Annotated in this window: 13 protein-coding genes; 4 read left to right on the top strand and 9 right to left on the bottom strand. The window is 52.0% G+C overall.

What is annotated here, in order from left to right; genetic code table 11:
• Nucleotides 1-7: 7 nt before the first annotated feature.
• From QUE75_RS09295 to QUE75_RS09280, 4 genes are all read left to right on the top strand, one after another.
• A complete protein-coding gene (locus QUE75_RS09295; RefSeq protein ID WP_286255357.1) occupies nucleotides 8-2,704 on the top strand; it encodes a tetratricopeptide repeat protein in 2,697 nt (898 codons plus the stop codon).
• A 120-nt stretch (nucleotides 2,705-2,824) separates the two neighbouring features.
• Nucleotides 2,825-4,789: a PA14 domain-containing protein gene (locus tag QUE75_RS09290; protein WP_286255355.1), complete on the top strand. Its 1,965-nt coding sequence runs from the start codon at nucleotides 2,825-2,827 to the stop codon at nucleotides 4,787-4,789.
• A 145-nt stretch (nucleotides 4,790-4,934) separates the two neighbouring features.
• Nucleotides 4,935-5,612, top strand: coding sequence for a PEP-CTERM sorting domain-containing protein (locus QUE75_RS09285; protein ID WP_286255354.1), 678 nt, complete (start codon nucleotides 4,935-4,937; stop codon nucleotides 5,610-5,612).
• A 67-nt stretch (nucleotides 5,613-5,679) separates the two neighbouring features.
• Nucleotides 5,680-6,765, top strand: coding sequence for a glycosyltransferase (locus QUE75_RS09280; protein WP_286255352.1), 1,086 nt, complete (start codon nucleotides 5,680-5,682; stop codon nucleotides 6,763-6,765).
• Here the strand turns inward: QUE75_RS09280 and QUE75_RS09275 are convergent.
• The 9 genes from QUE75_RS09275 to QUE75_RS09235 form a co-directional block, all read right to left on the bottom strand.
• A complete protein-coding gene (locus QUE75_RS09275; protein WP_286255350.1) occupies nucleotides 6,698-8,248 on the bottom strand; it encodes an exosortase/archaeosortase family protein in 1,551 nt (516 codons plus the stop codon). The two genes, QUE75_RS09280 and QUE75_RS09275, sit on opposite strands and share 68 nt — an antisense overlap.
• A gap of 12 nt (nucleotides 8,249-8,260) precedes the next feature.
• Entirely contained in the window at nucleotides 8,261-9,283 is a 1,023-nt protein-coding gene (locus QUE75_RS09270) for a GNAT family N-acetyltransferase (RefSeq protein ID WP_286255349.1), read from the bottom strand.
• A gap of 95 nt (nucleotides 9,284-9,378) precedes the next feature.
• A complete protein-coding gene (locus QUE75_RS09265) occupies nucleotides 9,379-10,278 on the bottom strand; it encodes a glycosyltransferase (protein WP_286255347.1) in 900 nt (299 codons plus the stop codon).
• Between the two features lie 102 nt (nucleotides 10,279-10,380).
• Nucleotides 10,381-11,427, bottom strand: coding sequence for a hypothetical protein (locus QUE75_RS09260; protein WP_286255345.1), 1,047 nt, complete (start codon nucleotides 11,425-11,427; stop codon nucleotides 10,381-10,383).
• 3 nt (nucleotides 11,428-11,430) lie between these two features.
• The gene (locus QUE75_RS09255; protein WP_286255343.1) at nucleotides 11,431-12,336 is read right to left on the bottom strand and encodes a hypothetical protein; all 906 of its coding nucleotides are present in this window, start codon (nucleotides 12,334-12,336) and stop codon (nucleotides 11,431-11,433) included.
• Nucleotides 12,327-13,364 (bottom strand): polysaccharide deacetylase family protein, encoded by a 1,038-nt coding sequence (locus QUE75_RS09250; protein ID WP_286255342.1) that lies wholly within the window; start codon nucleotides 13,362-13,364, stop codon nucleotides 12,327-12,329. The genes QUE75_RS09255 and QUE75_RS09250 overlap by 10 nt, the downstream gene beginning before the upstream one ends.
• A gap of 4 nt (nucleotides 13,365-13,368) precedes the next feature.
• Nucleotides 13,369-15,300 carry an asparagine synthase (glutamine-hydrolyzing) gene (gene asnB, locus QUE75_RS09245; protein WP_286255340.1) on the bottom strand — a complete coding sequence of 644 codons (1,932 nt, stop codon included), beginning with the start codon at nucleotides 15,298-15,300 and terminating at the stop codon, nucleotides 13,369-13,371.
• Nucleotides 15,301-15,303: 3 nt separating this feature from the next.
• Entirely contained in the window at nucleotides 15,304-16,818 is a 1,515-nt protein-coding gene (locus tag QUE75_RS09240; protein ID WP_286255338.1) for an oligosaccharide flippase family protein, read from the bottom strand.
• Nucleotides 16,815-17,945 (bottom strand): glycosyltransferase family 4 protein, encoded by a 1,131-nt coding sequence (locus QUE75_RS09235; protein WP_286255336.1) that lies wholly within the window; start codon nucleotides 17,943-17,945, stop codon nucleotides 16,815-16,817. Before QUE75_RS09235 ends, QUE75_RS09240 begins: the two co-directional genes overlap by 4 nt.
• Nucleotides 17,946-17,988 lie beyond the last annotated feature (43 nt).

The raw sequence follows: 17,988 nt of genomic DNA, 5'->3' as shown, positions 1-17,988 counted from the left end.
ACAGGGCATGAAAATCAGTAACGTTGTAAGAGTGTCGCTGCTTTCAGCTGCTATCGCGTTGAGCCTGACTGGCTGCAACAGCGAGCCGGACATGTCACAGGATGACATCCAATACATCAGCCACCTTGACCAGGCGCGGTTCTTCCAACGCCAGGGGGAGTTAAGAGCGAGCACTATTGAGGCTCGCAGCGCCATCCAGATGCAACCTGAGCGCGTTGATCCCTACTTCGTCATCATCAACAACCTGCTGACCGCAGGAGATGCCGTTAACGCCGAGCGCCAGCTTGACCAGTTCCTGGAGAACCGGTCCGAAGACGCTCTTACCCAATCCCAGATGAACCAGGCCGCGTTAATCCGCGCGGAATCCAGGATATTGCAGGGAAAAACCGAAGAGGCTGTCCAGGCGCTGGATCAGGTCGCCTCACCCTCTCGGGACCAGGAACTCAAGGCGGATAACCTGAGGGGCCAGGCCTGGTTATCGGCCGGCGATTTTGATCGGGCCGAGGCAGCCTATAACGATGCCCTTCAACGCAACGATCAAAACGTCACCGCCGCCGTCGGGTTATCCAGAATCGCCGCCGCCCGGGGCGACATTGCCAAAGCCCGCGAACTGCTCAGCCAGGCAGAAACCATTGATTCTGACCATGAAGACATCTGGCTACGGAAAGCACAGCTCGCCCACTCACAGGAACAATGGGCCGAGGCAGAGCAAAACTATATCCGCGCACTGGAAACTATTGGCCAGTACGACGTGATGACTTACCGAAAGTACCAGACCATCTCAGCTCTGGTAACGGTTCTTCGCCAGCAAGGCAAGTCGGCAGAAGCCTTTGTTTATGAGGAAATCCTTGCCAAGTCCGGGCCCGGAACCATCAAGAGTAACCTTGAGGCTGCAGCCGCCGCCTATAACGATGGAGATCTCGATACCGCTGCTCGCTTTTTACAGGAAGTGCTGAACCAGGCGCCCGGGCACCAGCAAAGTGCCCTGATGCTGGGCGTTATCCGATTCCGCCAGGGCCGTACTGAAGAAGCTGCCAGCCTGCTGGAACCCCTTGCAGAGATGAACGATACCGACGGTGTTCGCAAGCTTCTGGCCGCAACCAGAATCTCCATGCGAGACCCCCAGGGCGCCAAAACGCTGCTTGACGACCTCAAGGATCGCGACAGCGACCCGCAGACTCTGGCCCTGGTTGGCATCGCTTCTCTCGCCAGCGGTGACGACCAGAGTGGCCGCCAGCTCATCAACAGGGCCCTCGAACTGCAACCGGATAACCACAATCTTCGGCTGCGCTACGCCACCTACCTTGCCCAGCGCGAGGACTACGAGGCCGCCATCCGCCAGGCGCGCCAGATTCCAGCAGAGGCTCCTGAATCGACCCAGGCCACGATACTAGTGAGCCAGGCGCAGATGGCCTCGGGCAACCCCGACGCCGCACATAAGGCCTTGGACGACCTGCTACGCAAAGAGCCGGCCAACGTGGCCGCTTTGATTGCAAAAGGCAACCTGGCCGGCAATACCGGGAACATGGACAACGCCCGGAAGTTCTTCGAGCAGGCACACAAAGCGGCACCCGACAACCCGACGCCTCTGGTAGGGCTCGGTAATCTGGCCCGGTTGCGCGAGGACAATGAAACCGCTCGAAAACTCTATACTCAAGCGGTAAGGCTGGCACCAGACAACCGCGGAGCGCTGCAAGCAATTGCCAACCTCCTGCCCAGAGACGACCTAACCGCATTGATGCGAAGCATACGCGAGGATAATCCGGAAGCCGCAGGGCCACGTCTGATTCTTCTTGAGACAGCGCTTATCGAGAACAACACCTCTGAAGCCGACGAGCTTACCGCCCAACTGATGGAGCGGCAGCAAGCGGATGTGCCTCCGCCCACCGAACCACTGGTCGCCACCGTTTATGAAGGTATCGCGACGCAAATGGTACAGCGCGGACAAACCGAACGGGCACTGCAGATTCTCAATCGGGGCCGCACCCTGTTTCCGGAAAATGAAGACATGGCCCTGAAAGTGGCCTCTATCGAATTCCGTAATGGCAATACCGCTGCCGCCAGGGACGCCCTGAGGGACGCAAAACAACACAACCCCGAATCCCCAGGCCCGTATCAGCTGGAAGCCAGCTATTACGAGAGCCAGGGAGAACACCAACAAGCCGCCGAGCTCTATCAGCTCGCACTCACCAAACGAAACACCCCAGAGCTGCAAGTTGCCCGAGCCAGAGCACTCAGTAATGCCGGCCAACCCACCGCGGCCCTGGAGTTTCTTGAACAGGCCATGGAGCAGTTCCCGAACAACACCAGAATCATGCTCAGCCTGGCCATGGCACATCAGCAGACTGGCCAACAAGACAAAGCCAAGGCGAGTTACGAACAGCTGGTATCACTCAGCCCGACCAATGCAGTAGCCCTTAACAACCTGGCATGGTTGTATTACGAAGCGGGTGATAATCGGGCCTTGGACACCGCCAGGAAAGCCTACGAATTGGTCCCCGACAGCGCAGCGGTGGTGGATACCTATGGCTGGATACTGTTTGAATCCGGTGAGCACCAACAAAGCCTTGTCGTACTTGAGAAAGCGCACGAGCTGGACCCAGGCTCCCGCGAAATTGCCATGCATCTGGTGGAGGCCTACAGGGCAGTCGGCAGGGATGACGACGCCAGGCGGATTCTGACCGAGCTGGATAACGAAGCCTGACAGAGGTTAACGCTATAAGCGCGGTAGGCAGATAGCGAAACGTTCCTAAGACTCGGTGGCAGCCCTAACGCACTGCAACAATACTTTACACAATGTATCGTTGCGCAAGGAAGGTGAGTTATGGCTGCCAAGAAGATTCTCGGCCTCGGCGTGGTGGTGGTTTTTCTCGGTGGTTGCCAGAGTTGGCAGTACCGGGACATTGAAAAGTTACCACCCACTGCTGCCATTCCCGAAGTCAGCGAACCGGGAAAAGTCGACGTCTGGTACTTTGATGGCATATCCGGCAACAACGTTCAAAGCCTGATAGACGCCGAGAAATTCCCGGACTCACCTGACGAAATTACAGAACTCAACCAGTTAAGGCGCGCAGCCAACCGGGCCAACAATTACGGCACCTTGATTCGTGGCTATTTAGAACCTCCCGCAACGGGTGAATACACCTTCTACATTGCAGGTGACGACGAAACTCAACTCTGGCTCTCCCCTTCACAGTCTCCGGAAGATATCGTTCGAATCGCCTCAACCATGGCGACCCCGCTCGATAATTTCACCCGCTACAGCTCGCAAACCTCAGGCATTCATTACCTTGAAGCCGGACAAAAATACTATTTCGAGCTGAGGCACAAAGAAGGCGGCTGGGATGACCACTTTACCGTGGCCTGGTCCGGACCCGGGCTGAATCAACAGGTGATCGATGGCCCTTTCCTGCACAGTTTTGCGCAGACAACCCCGGGCACCCAACCGGAACTGACCACCGAAGAAGCCTATGAACTCGGCTACCGTATCGGATTTTTCGATGGTGAAAAGGGCTTGTCGTATAACGCCCAATATCCACCGCTGGATGAAGATGGTGATGGCCTCTACGACAACTGGGAAATCTATTACGGCCTGGACCCGACAGACCCAACGGATGCGATGTCAGACACCGACGGAGACCTGCTTACAGCACTGGATGAATTCTGGGCGCGCACAGACCCCAACCTTGCAGATACCGACGGTGATGGTATCCCCGATGGTTACGAATACGCTTATGGCCTTGATCCCACAGACCCAACCGATGCCTCGCGAGACCTGGATGGAGACGGATACTCTGTACTCGAGGAATACCTTGCGGGCACAAACCCACTGGATCCTGAGGATTTCCCTGCGCCTGAAGCAACCTACCAGCCAGGATACGTTGGCCAGTATTTCACAGGCGTAAACTTTGACAGCTTTGTTTACACTCAGCGAGACACCGCCATTAATTTCAATTGGGGAAGTGGCAGTCCGTCTGCCAATATGCCCAATAATAATTTCAGTATTCGGTGGCAGGGCTGGTTTACTCCGCCGCACGCGGAAGGCACGCGCGAATACACGTTTGCCACAAGAACAGATGATGGTGTTCGCCTGTTCCTTGATGGCAATCTGGTTATCAATCAGTGGAAAAACCAATCCGCCACCACCTTTACCAGTACAGCCAGCCTTCCGGCCGAGATACCCGTAGCGGTTACTATGGAATATTTCGAATCAGGATGGGACGCCTCTGCGAGCCTGGTGATATCCGATACAGCCACCGGGCAAAGTCTTAACCCGGAAAACGTGGTGCAAACCCTATCTCTTGATAGCCCGACCAGCGACAGTTCACTCAACGACGGCATAGACGACCTGTACAAGCTCCGATACGGTTTACCGCTGCTGCAACCTGTCGCCGATCAAGTCTTTAATGACAGCGGTATTACCGTGTTGCAGGCTTACCAGTCAGGACTTCACCCGTACACACTTGAGACCGTATCTGAACCGGATGCGCCGGTAACCAGCGAACCATCGGACAATGGCGCCAGCGCGGGCAGCGTCACACTTTCCTGGACCCCGCCCCTTACACGCGTAGACGGCAGCAGTATCTCACTCAGCGAAATCTCCGGGTATTTGATCAACTACGGCCAAGCGCCAACAAACATGCCCCAGATCCTGGAGGTTCCAGCGGGCACAACTGAAGCAAGGATAGAAGGGCTCTCCTCGGGAGATTGGTACTTCACTATAAGGGTGATTGACACCAACGGTCTGAGTAGCGAACCGTCAGATCCAGTTCAGTACAGTGTGCAGTAAAAGAGAGATCGTCGAATTAATTTACATCGCCCAGACTAAAGAAAGAATTAATGCCTTAAAATCAATGAGTTGAAATCTGGCACGCTATCTGCTTTGGTTAAAGGGTGTTGTAAAAATTCGACCACTCACTGGAGGAGTGACTCAAATGAACAAACTTACACAAGGCATCGCACTGGCAGCCGTAGTTGGTTTTTCCGGTTTCGCACAGGCAGCCTACATTGACGCCGTTGCCAACGGAAATGCCCCCGGCGCAGCCGCCGAGCAAACCGTACCCGGCGATAACGATTACGCAACCCGCGTTGCCGGCACCTGGACTGCTGACGCCCCGCTATACAGCGTTGGTGACTCAGTGCTGTTCGGGCACAACCTGACCTCAACCTCAGCAGATCCATTCAAGCTGACCTTTACCTATCTGGGTAAAGAAGCTTCCGATAACAACAAGTTTTACTGGGGCGACACGCTGGTATTTGATACCAACAGCACACCAGATGACACTTTCAGCACCGTATTCTACGGCGGCCTGGGAGCCCTTCTGGACTTCAAATTCACTATTCAGACTGGCATGGATATTGTGAACGACGCCAACAATGGTGGCCAGTTCAGAACCGCCAGCCCGAGTTCCAGCACCAACTTCAACCTGTTCTTTGTTGAAGAGGATTACTTCATCATCAGCCTGGACGATGGCTACGCTGGCGATGATAACCATGACGACATGGTTATTGCCGTTCGTGCATCCAAAGTCCCTGAGCCTGGCACCCTGGCTCTGTTGGGCCTCGGCCTGGCCGGTATCGCAGTGCGTATGAAGGGCCGTAAAAAAGCCTGACATGCAACTCTGTGCTACGCTTTAAAGCCCTGCCTTTGCAGGGCTTTTCTCTTTCTGGTGGTGACCCATGGACATCCTCATCGTATACGCTAGCAGTGGACGCGGGTTAGCAAAGGATGCTGACATTCTCCAGTCGGCGATAACATCCATGGGCCATGATTGTCAGGTAGAACATTTGCCACCAACACCGGAATGGCAAAGTCGGCTATCCCACTACCGGTATCGACTGCTAAGCCGATATCTGCCAAGTAGTGTCGGCAATCTTTACTACACCACTCGCGCAGCCATCGCGAGAACACCGCCACGTCAGGCCAGAGCGGATCTGGTCATCCACCTGGAAAACATCAGGCTATCTTATCTCAACCGCGGCAAATCCCACTGGTTGATACCCAATCAGGAATGGTTTATTGAGTCACGCCTGCCTTATCTTCGGTTTATCGACCGTATTCAATGCAAAACCAAGCACGCTGTTGGCATCTTCTCCCAGTTCCATTCGAAATCAACCTATCTTGGTTTTACCGGAGCCGCGAAGTCAAACGCGCCGGACCCCGCAGAAAAGGACCTAAACCTGGCAATACACATTGCTGGAAACAGCCAGTTCAGAGGAACAGGCGTGGTTCTGGACTGTTGGTTACAACACCCGGAGTGGCCGAGAATAATGGTGGTGAGCCAACACCTTAATCCCGCCGACTACTCTTGCTCAAATATCGAGATCGCGAGCAATCTAACGGATCAGGAAATTGAAGCACTATGGCAAAAGGCAAGCTTCGCCATCTTACCCTCTGAGGTCGAAGGTTACGGGCAGGTGTTGGCTGAAGCGCTGGCAAACGGATGCGTAACGGTCACTACGGATGCCCCACCGATGAATGAACTGGTTGAAGAGTGTCGCGGCTATCTTGCAGAGCCAGAGGAAAACCAGCCTTTCCGGCTGGGCACCCGGTTCAAGGTTTCAAAACGCAGCCTGGAGAAGGTCATAGACAAGGCGCTCAGCGAATCGCCAGAGCACCTGGATCGCATAGCCCACAATGCCACCCAGTGGTATGCTTTGAATCACCAAGCGTTCCTGAGCCGTCTCACGAAGGCCGTCAACGAACTGGCCGAACAACCTCAAGATCAATCCGGGCGAGCGCCTCAGGGAAAGCCCGTTCGATAAAACCCGTCAATGCCTCTTCAGCATTGCAGTTCTCACAACTAATCGCAGTAATCAGCAGACTGGCATCATCACGGTGGTTGAAAAAACCTGACACCTGCGCCAGCTTGGCCCGCCACTGATCAGTTTCCCACTGGCCCTGTACGAGGTAGGTGTAGCCCAGATGTATCCTCTGGCCTGTCATGCGGTTGCGTAAGGTAATACCCTGCACCGGCAGGTTCTGAGAGTTTGGAACATTAAAAAAGTGCTCGGGCGTCCAAACCTCCCGATCATACAAGCGATTACTGTACTGGATCAGCTCTGCTCTGTGCCGCTGGAATTCATAGGTGAAGACCCCAAAATAATACGTCACTTCAGCACCCTGCCCTGCCCGGACCTCTTCCCGGTCGAACAGTGTTTGAACATACACACGGTCCGGGTTGCGTATCTGAGGTCTCCAGCCCGCCAGTTGCGCCCCGAATACGGGCCCATAATGTTCACTCAGGTCCAGGGCCAACGCCGCCGGTTGAGAACTGACGGCCGACGTCCGCTCTGGCAGCGCAATCCAGGTGGAAAGCCCTGCAATCATGATGACCACAACCGCAATGGCCGGATTTCCGCTAGGATACATGCTTTCCGGCTCTCTAGCCTTTTGTTGCGCAATCGCCAAATCGTCTTTGATTTCGAGACGTCGTGCTATGAAGTAGAGCGGCACCAGGGTACCGGCAAACACCCACCAACCGAAGTTGTCGTGATCATCGATCAGGCTGGACTGCATGTTCGTCTCATAACCCAGATAGATAATAACGAATACGCGAATCCAATTCGCAACCAGCGCAAACGCGACCCCGAGGCAGAACAAGGTGACGCGCGACCTCAGGCGGGAAAGATACATCTCTCCGTAAATCAGTACGAGCGCCTGCCCAACCAGCAGATAACGCAGGCCGGAACACCCATGCGCGACCTCAAAGGTGCCTACGCCAATCAGGTAAACAAAGACCCCTTCAACCTCAAACTCAATGCTCGCAAAACCAAGAAGGAACTGATTAACAGCGACCGTGATTAACTGGAGCGTCCAGGAAAGGAAGTCCCAGACCGGAACGGTCAGGAACAGGAGCCCAAGGGGCACCAGAAACCACCGTACCTGGCGCCACCCCATCAATACCGCGAAGGCGCTGAGTAACATGGGCACCATAACCAGTTGCTGTAACGCCTGAAGGCGAATCAATCCACCCAGCCAGTACACCACAAAGCACGCCGTGAGCGGCACCAGCCAAAAAGGATAAAAGCCGGCTTTAACCGGATGGATCACTGCTGCCCGGGCAACCAGAAACAACGAAACCGAGGCCAACAAAAATCCGTGAGAGTAGGACTCATCCAGTTTAAGCCAGCGCGACACAATCCCTTCAATCGTCGGGAAGGTAACCAGAACAATAAGGCAGAAGGTCGCCAGAAAGGGCCAGAGTTGCCTGACTACCTGCGGACTCGGAATCCATTCCCTGCTCATCACTACACCTGCCTAAAGACGAAAAAATCGATTGACGGAAGACACAAGTTGTTGGGGCAAACAGGCCCGGGCACCATACGCCAGTTTTAACACCGGGGAACGAACATACTCCACTGTGGTAAAAACCACCTGCTCGCCCTGAAAACGGCTTTTGTAAAACGTATTCTTGCCAGAACCGGCAAGTAAATCGTATCCAATCACGGTGTCATCATTGAATGCAGCTTCGATGGCGTAGCCTAAATGCAGGGTGCCTAGCGAAAGCTTTGGGTGAAAACTCTCCATAAAGCCCGCCTGCAGATTGTATACACGATTGCCTGCCTGAACATCGTAAAGGACTGAGACTACCTGCCCCCTGGCCTTCAGCGCCGAAAGCCTGGCTGATTGGCCATCACCCAACCGGCTGAGGAAAGCCAGATGAAAGCGCACCGCGTGCCTGTCAAAACAAGGCTTGCCCCAACGCTCAAGATGAAACTGGTTCAACTCCTGTAAAAAGCTCTCAGGCTCATCCCAGGGAACATATTCACCTGCAACTTCGCTTTCGAACACCGCTCGGCGGTTGAACGCCTTCAGGCGGGTGTTCTTTCCCAGCCTTTCCAGCCAGCGCCTGTAGCCAGATTCAACTGGAACCAGGACCCCTTCCGCTTCACTTCTGACCAGCCGGGCTATACCCATACTCTCTGACAAGGCCGGCTCCAGAAGCTTCATGGATCTGGGCGAAGCATCCGCCACAATCATCTCGTCCCAGACGAACCCTGCCAGATAATCTGTAAGCTGTGACATAACCGGTTGTTGATAGCGGCGATCAACAATTAGCCCAACGTATTCCGTCCGAACCGTCGGCCCTAGCTTCCAGGCGTTACCAATCACATGCAGACGGCGTACCCGCCAGCCCACAGGAGTTCTGACAGACTTCAGATACAATGGAGCAAGACCTACAAGTTCGTTGCACTGGTCGTAGACTCCTAGCAACAGAAGTTCCAGCTCCAATTCCCGGTTCCACGTCTCCCACCACGAAACCTGCCAGGCCCAGCTCATAAACAAAGGATCTGCATCACTGTGCTTGAGCAGTTCTACCCAGTTGTCCTCAAGGCTCAGAAAATCCGCCTCAGAGAGCCTGCGAACCGTAAAACTCACGTTCGCCTCACAGACACGGGGCTAATCAGAGTCTTCATGGCCAAACGCCAAGGGCCAGACCACAGGGGATCGTTTGCCAAGGACTTTCCAAGATCAACCAAAGCAGTTCGGTAACGACCTTGAGAAAGCTCGTAGCGTCCCTTGCGGACAAAAAACCGACTCATCCCATGGCGGGCTTCACCACGGCTCAACGCCTCAGGAAACGCCCCCAGAAAGTTCCGAATGATCTGCTCATTAGCCATGAGACGGCTATCCTTGTCGCTGGAAATCTGATTCTCCATCACCCGGTAATAACCCAGAATTTCAGGTAGATACAGGAACTGGTAGCGCGTTGAAAAACGTAACCAAAGACCATAGTCTTCGGCCAATCGATCGGCGTTATCAAAACCGCCCATTTCTTCGAAGCATCGCCTGCGAGTCATGGTGGTATTCATGCTGATAAAATTATCATGGATGAGATGGGAGGTAATCCGACCGGAATAGCGCTTCATTCGGTTAACGCCCTGCTCCTTACCGTCTTCATCTATCAGAATGAAATCCCCATAGACGATATCCGCTTCAGGGCTTTCCTCAAAGGCTTGAAGACTCTTATTCAACTTGGTTGTACACCAGGCATTATCTGAATCCAGAAAACAAATATAGTCACCTTTTGCGGCTTCGATGCCTCGATTTCGCGCAACGCTTTGACCTTGATTTTCCTGTTTAAAGTATCTGACTCGCGAGTCTGGGGTATACCGCTCCATTACTTCAGAAGTATTGTCTGTCGAGCCATCGTCAATCACGATCAACTCGAATTCCGGCATAGTTTGACCTAGAACACTTTCTACCGCGATAGGCAGATAATCTGCTCGATTGAAAGTCGGTGTAATGATTGATACCAAAGGCTTTGAATACATGATTGACCTACCTCCGTGTGGTTCAGACCAATATCATTGGAGCAGAGCGAGGGACCGCTAACTGCATTATTAATTTATTTTGGCGGCGTGGCATCACGCTGGTCACGAACCTCTATGGCTCGAGGTTATACCGCCCTTTACATCTAACCAGTTATCTCTCGCAGCGCTTAAAAATTCACCGTCTGAATCACCACCCATAACAAACCACCCAAGCTCGCCGATATCTTTTACACCTCCTAATCCGCGAGGCGAATGCACGTATAGTTTTGGAGTACTGCGAGTGAGAAAAAAGCCTTCGCTCAAGAAAACCCTTTTCAATGCCGGATCGGACGTTACAGCCAACCAAAGCCTCGCACCGTCATAACGCAAAACTGCAGCTTTCATCATTGATTTAAGCATCGAAGGCCGATCAGAACACCCAATATAGTCCACCACCCGAACCACACCCTCATGTTCACGTAGCACAAGCATCCCCTGCAACTTTCCAGACTCATCTCTAGCAACAAGGAACTCGTACGATGCCAGTGGATGCTTTTGATAACGCCAGTTCAAGTAATCGTAAGTACGGCAAACAATTTTTCGATAAGTTGGTGCTGCCTCTTGCCACAGAGCATTCACTTCACAGGCGTTAGGAAGTTCTGATTGGAATGTCAAATTTAATGAAAGGTCGAGTGGTATACGGAAAGCCAATTTCATCATCGACTGTAAGCACTGTATTGCGCGATCTTTGAACGAAGATGCGGTGATGATACGCCTGAATGACCAAACCTCTGGACTCTTTGACCAGCCCATTTTTTCAAGGACAATGGCCGCTGTGGGGCTTACACCAAAGGATAAGATAACAGGAGCACGCTTCAAAAGTTCTTGTTTGATCTCTTTTCCAAGACCTTTGCCTCTAACCCGAGCAGCAACATAGAAATCACAACTCCAGAGTCCCTCAACAACATCCTGTCCATATTTGATTGAAACTGGCATGACGCCATTGAATCCTGACACGCCCTGATCATCCAATTTCACAATCGGGGAAAAGCCGCAGGCTAAAGCTCCAGGATTAGTCTCATATTGCCAGTTCCAGATGTCATTCTTGAAAGGAGCATCAGGGAAAAACTCCAGGATTTGTGCGCGGTGCTCAGGCTTGTATTCACTCACGTATTATCGTTCCTGTCCTGAAAACGCGGAATCTCTCCATTGAATCATTGGTTTTCGATACCAGACAAGCATATAGGATTGAGGAATATACTCCCCTTTTTCGAATAGTTCGTTTCTCGTTTTTGACTTGGCAAGCGCGCTACCCGAATTGTCCGTTCCCAAATGGAAGCGCTCCGCTCCATACTTCAAAGGATCATTTGCCAGGTACGCAAGCCTGGGGCTGACCTTATCCAGTTGAGGGTCGTAAAACCAACTCGCGCCGCAGAATCCCTTGTGATCCGGATTTGCGCTTAACAGGTCAGCGACCAGCTTATAGGTCTTAAGCCAACCCTCTTGGTTAAACCGGCTAAGCAGGCTAGTGTGCGTATGATGCTGAAAGTAGTATTTGTTACCAATGGGCATTTGCAACAGATGACGCACAAACCGAATCCGCTGAGAAAAAGCTCCGAATTTCAGCGGGTGCCGCCATAAGGCACCATGAGTGTCCACAATCCCTGTATACACTGGCATCGATTTACCACGGAGTAACGAGAAATCCTTGTAGAAGGCATCGGCAAACGGATAGTAGTGTCCGTGCTCAGAGGAGATTACCTCATCATGTATCCGCTCACGCTCCTGTCGCATTTCTTTAACGATTGAATCAGGCACGTTACAAAGCGGACGCCATTCATTGTCATCCAGAAAAACCAGTAACAGGTAACGAGCCAGCACCTCAACGCTCTGTTTCCCAGATTCCGCTTCAACTTTACGGAAAAACGGCTCCAGCTCTCCAAGCCAATGATAGCTGTGACTGATCGGCAAGGATCGTGCGACAGTCAATGCCTCCTGTACCATCGCAGCATCGATTAGCTCAGTTTGGAGCCCAATCTTCTTGCCCAGATTTTGTAAATCGAGAGTGTCTAGTTCCATAGTGAACGCACCTTCCCGCGAACCTGCCTGGCGAGTGCCAGAAAGCCTGAAATCTCTGCCAAAAACTCATTGTCGCTGATCGTATGTTTATCCAGATAGCGTCTCAGAGTCAGATAATCATCGCCATCTGACACAAAGCCCAGATTGCAGGTAGTTGCTGACCGAATGTTCATTTTATCAAGCCAAGGTAGCTGGGCCGGATCCCACTTACCACTCGGATAACAGAAATGCTCGAGAGAGCCACCGGCAAGAGGCTCAAGAAACTCTCGATTTTCACGAATTTCCCGGTTAGCCTGATCCTCATCCATAGGAAAAACGTGACGATGTGTGTGAAGCTGGACGTCAACCCCCTTCTCCGCAATCATCTGAAGTTCTTTCTGGCCCATCAGCCGAAACATCCCAGCTGTTACCATACCGCCGTAATTCAATTCCAACTTGGCACACAAAGCTTTCAGAATATTTTGGCGGCCATTCTCGTCACAGTTTGCTCTGCCGTAGTTAATTATTCTCTCGCACCACCTCTGCTTCTCCACAGAGTCTTCAAGATCAATATGATCAACCCCGGGTAGCCCGATAGCAGAAAGATCCCCCTTTAAACTCGATCTATCAGTTTTCCAAAACAGATACTGAACCATGACATTAAAAATAGGGGTCTGCTTCTCTGCGTAGTAAGAGGTCACGTATATAGTCAGCGGATAACCAAATTCCTGACAACATTCGACCAGGGTCTCTGGTGAGTTCAAATAACCATCATCAGCTGTAATCACAATCGAATTAGCCGGCAGTGATCCTTCGGATAACCTGTTTAGTGCATCTCCGAGCCCCAGGACCCGATATCCATGATCCTTTAACAGTTTCAACCTTCCACGAAACCGATCCTCTGTCATAAATACGCCAGGCCACCACTCGTGTTCATCATCCAGCGAGATACCGTGGTAGCAAAGGATCATCAATTTGTGCCGAAAAAGCCGCCGCATCAGGTAAAAAGCACCAGCTCTTCTCAGCATCCCATAAATCCGATCTTTCACACCCTCATCCCCTTTGGTACTCGTTAAGCCAAGCCTGGAACATCAAAATGCCCCAAAGCTCAAAACTATAATCTTCCCGGCCAGAAAGATGCTCCTTCCACATCCAGCGCACCATTCCCGTATGCCAGTATGCTTGCTGAGCGAGCCGATGCTCGGCCAGTAGCTCCTCCGCCCACTCCCGGAGTGCGCCTCTTAACCAAGCCGCGACCGGTACAGCGAATCCCTGCTTGGGACGGTCAATAAGGTTCCGCGGTACATAACGGTATAGCACAGACCTGAGTACCTGCTTGCCAACACCGCCCTGAAGATTGAGGGAATCGGGTAGCCCCAGTGCGAACGACACGATTTCCGGAGCCAACATTGGAATACGGGTTTCCAGGCTGCATGCCATAGCCGCACGATCCACTTTGGTCAGGATGTCATCTGGCAGATACCAGTTAAGATCTCGCCACATCAGGGTTTTGAGCGTGTTTTCCGGGATACCTTCAGCAAGAGTACTGTTCAATCCATAACCGTACTCGCCTGCCGCCTTCAGCGCGATGGCAGGATCTGGCCAAAGGGATACCGACCGGCGGTAAAATTCAGAAAGATCGGAGGCTTCGGCAATCGATCGAATTCTGCACAGCTGATACTGAATTGCCTCTACGCTTCGATGTCTCTGGGAATGCACCAGAGCGCGAACCAGCCGGGCAGACAGCCCCGATGGTAAACTGGCAGCAACACGCTTAAGACGACTAACAGCCGATGAACGGCTATTCCAGGCATTCAGCATGCCAGGGTAACGCGTATAGCCGCAAAACAACTCGTCGCCGCCATCGCCGGATAGAGCGACCGTGACGTGCTTACGCGTCATCTGACTAACCAGAAATGTGGGAATCTGCGAGGAGTCCGCAAAGGGTTCATCGTAAATTACAGGGATGTTCGGAACCAAGTCTCTGGCTTCCTGCTCAGTCACATAAAGCTCGGTATGGTCCGTACCAAGATGCTTCGCGACTGCCCCTGCATGTTCTGCCTCATTAAAGCCTTCTTCACGAAAACCAATGCTGAAGGTACGTACTGGCTGACTGGCCATGCTCTGCATGATGCCAACCACGGTAGATGAATCGATGCCACCGGACAAAAAAGCACCGAGCGGTACGTCAGATACCATCTGGTCACTGATTGACTGCTTCAGTAGCCTTTCGAGCTCATCGGCAGCACTTTCTAACGTGAACCCGGACCGCTCCTCAAAGCAGGTTTCCAGCTTCCAATAACGTTTGGTCTCCAGTAGCTGACCGGACTGAGGATGATCGAGCTCGAGGCACACATAAGACGCTGGCGGTAGCTTGCATATACCCTGGTATATGGTGCGGGGGGCAGGAATCACATTGTGGCGCAGGAGCGCAGGCAGGACGGATGTATCAATTGCCCCCTGCCAATCGGGATGTTGGCGTAATGCCCGAAGCTCTGAACCAAAAATCAGGCTTTCACCCTGCCAGCCATAGTACAGGGGCTTTTCCCCCATTCGGTCCCTTGCCAGATAAAGCTTACGGAACCGCTTGTCTACTAACGCAAAGGCGAACATCCCTGAAAGTCGCTGGAGGGCCGGTTCGACCCCCCAGGCCTCGAATGCTGCAAGCATAACTTCAGTATCGGAATGCCCTCGAAATATCGCACCTTTGGCTTCCAGCTCTTTGCGCAGCAGGCGAAAGTTATATATTTCACCATTGAATGCAATAACAAAACGGCCGGACTCCGACGCCATCGGCTGGGCGCCAAACTTCGAAAGATCAATAATCGACAGGCGACGGTGACTCAGGCCGACGGACAAACTGTGGTCAAGCCATATTCCCGCACCATCAGGTCCTCTATGCTCGATAGCACGCCCCATCTGCTCTAGAACATGTTCATCGTCAGAAAAAGGCTTTGTACTAACAAATCCGGCAAAACCACACATTCCTTATTTCCTTCCCGCGATACGAGCAATCCGGACACCCAGATACGTTCGTTCTTCCCTGTTTAACACCAGTAACCAAAACGCCACAAGCCACGCGATACTACTCAGCAGTGCGCCAGCGACAATATCAACGTAGGAATCGTATACCAGATACTCATCCATACCCAATAGAACCAGCGCCATTAACCCTGCCGGGGCAAACGCCGGCAACACGGATACGCGAAGGTATTTTCTGACAGGTAATTCTAGGTGCTTGCAGGTATAACGAAGATATAAAGGCACAAAGATCAGCCCGGGTACCACTGAGGCAAAAGCCACACCTTCCAGACCAAAAGGGTGCACCAGAACAAGGCTAAGCCCAATATTTATAATTGCTGAGATGGGCGTAAGCCTGGCAAAAATTCCATGCTTGTTAATCGCCGTTAGGTAACGACTGGCGAATGGGTTAATGAAGGGCAGCACCGTAAATAACACTAGAAACACGATAAGCCATTGCGCTTTCTCGCCAAACTCGGGGCCCAGCCAAATCGAAATAAAAGGCACGCCTAACAACAGAGCCCCAGTAGCCATGGCCAAAAGAATACTGACAACGTAACGGGACGAAACCACAAAAACCTGCCGAATCGTGTCGTTCTCAGCCTTTGCGCTCAAGCCACTGAATAACGGCATGAAGGCGTGAGTTAATGTCCACCCAAGATTTCGGATGTATTGAGTCAGATTCGCCGGGATACTGTAGAAAGGCACCACGGCGGGCCCCATAATCAAGCCGATCACCAAAACATCCGTGGCGTTTTCAACACGGGTGGCAATACCCTGAATGAAAGATTTGAAGCCGAAAACAATCAGCTCTTTTAGCCGCAGCCAGGAGAACGATCGCCAACGGACCCTGATCGCACCGAATGCCGGGCGAGAAATTAACCACATAAAGAGCAGATATTTTATGGAAATTCCAATGGCGTTGATGCCGGCTAACAACACCAAACCATTTTCAGGGGTAATGAACAAGTAAAGAAGCGTGGAGCCTACTATCGAATTGATAATCGTAATATTATTTTTGAGATAATACTTCTGGAAACCTTCCAGATAGCTCTCTGCAACATACCCTGGAAATGAGATTAACAGGTGGGCGCCAATGATGATTAGAAACAGCGTGTATTTCTGGTAGGTCTCACCTTCCGGGGCGATTGCTCCTGAAAACCAGACTCCCCAGCAAAAGAAGAATGCGAAAAGAAGCAGCCCGACCATCATCATGAACGCAAATGCGGACATGTACACAGACTGAAGTGCCTGTGAATCCTGCTCCGCGTGGTGTTTCGCGGCATACCGACTGATGGCAGGCCTCAGGCCTAGGTCCAATATCCCCATGTAGCCGATCACAGCGCCAATCATCTCCCACAAACCGTAGTCATACTTCCCCAGGTTGTGAACAAAGACGGGGGTCATAATGAAGGTGATGATCAGTTTCACGATCATCACCAGGACATTTGAGCCGGTATTGACCAATAAAGTACGAATCACCGACTGGACTCCGGCTTTGTCAAAACATCATTAAAGAGGCGCATCAACTTACTTGAGGTTTGGCTGACATCGAATCTCAAAGCCGCTTCTTGCCTGAACCTATCCGAGTCAAGCTGGAAAGCGTTCTGATTTGCTCCAAACAAACGGATTTTTTCGAGAAGTCCGTCTAACGATCCAGCATCGAATATAATTGCCGGAGAATCGGCAACCACTTCCTTCATTCCAATACAGTTAGATGCAATTAGAGGTCGACCAGAGACCATTACTTCCATCGGTAGAAGGGGGCATGCTTCCCACCTGGACGGCATGACGACCACATCCACGCCCCGTATGGCCTCGGCCATCAAATCTGTCGCGGGAAAAAAATGAAAGAATGATTCCATGCCTCGGGAGCGAATATCTGCCTGCTCCTCTCTGATAAATCCACCCCAACCGAAGCAGCACACGTGAACCGGTTTCCCAATGCCCTCTTGATTCAATCTCTCAACGGCATCAACCAATAGGCCAAATCCCTTTTGAGCCATGAACCGCCCAAAAAATCCGAGCACAAGAGCATCAGAGGGAATGCCCGCTTCGTTGCGGAGATCTCTGACACTATCCACGAGAAAAGACTCAGCTTTAATCCCATTCCGAATCCCCTTTACGCGTCCCCGGGAACCCAAATCAGGAAACGTGTCTATAAAGTTCGAAGCCGCGTCCTCACCAACTGGATTTATCATATCCGCCAAGGAGAACAACCTGGCCATTATTCGTTTCTTTAATATTCCAAACCGTCCGTGGAAATGCTCATGCATAAATACATCATGAGTAGTTATGACATGAGGTATACGGAACAACCAAAGGGGCAAGGCCGCAACCAATCCGGCGGTAAAACCATGGGAGTGTACTAGTCCCGGCCTGGCTTTCATCACCTGCTTTAATAATGCTATCAATAACATAGCTAGGCTTTCAGTAGACTGATCGGCAATTTCAACATTTGATAGAGGCTCAACAAGAGCCTGAAGTGATTCAGACTCTGGCGTTACCAAACTGAAGGTGTTATCACTTTGAGCTTTATCGCCATAAACATAGGAAAAATACGTCCTGATACCACCACTTGGGTGTCTGGCAAAAACTACAACTCTCATGGGTAAATCCTTTTAAAAGACAAACTTCAGTTCCAGTGCGGTA

Origin of the sequence: Marinobacter shengliensis (assembly GCF_030297115.1) — a bacterium.
In the GTDB taxonomy this organism is placed as follows: domain Bacteria; phylum Pseudomonadota; class Gammaproteobacteria; order Pseudomonadales; family Oleiphilaceae; genus Marinobacter; species Marinobacter shengliensis.
This window is presented reverse-complemented; position numbering and strand designations above follow the sequence as displayed.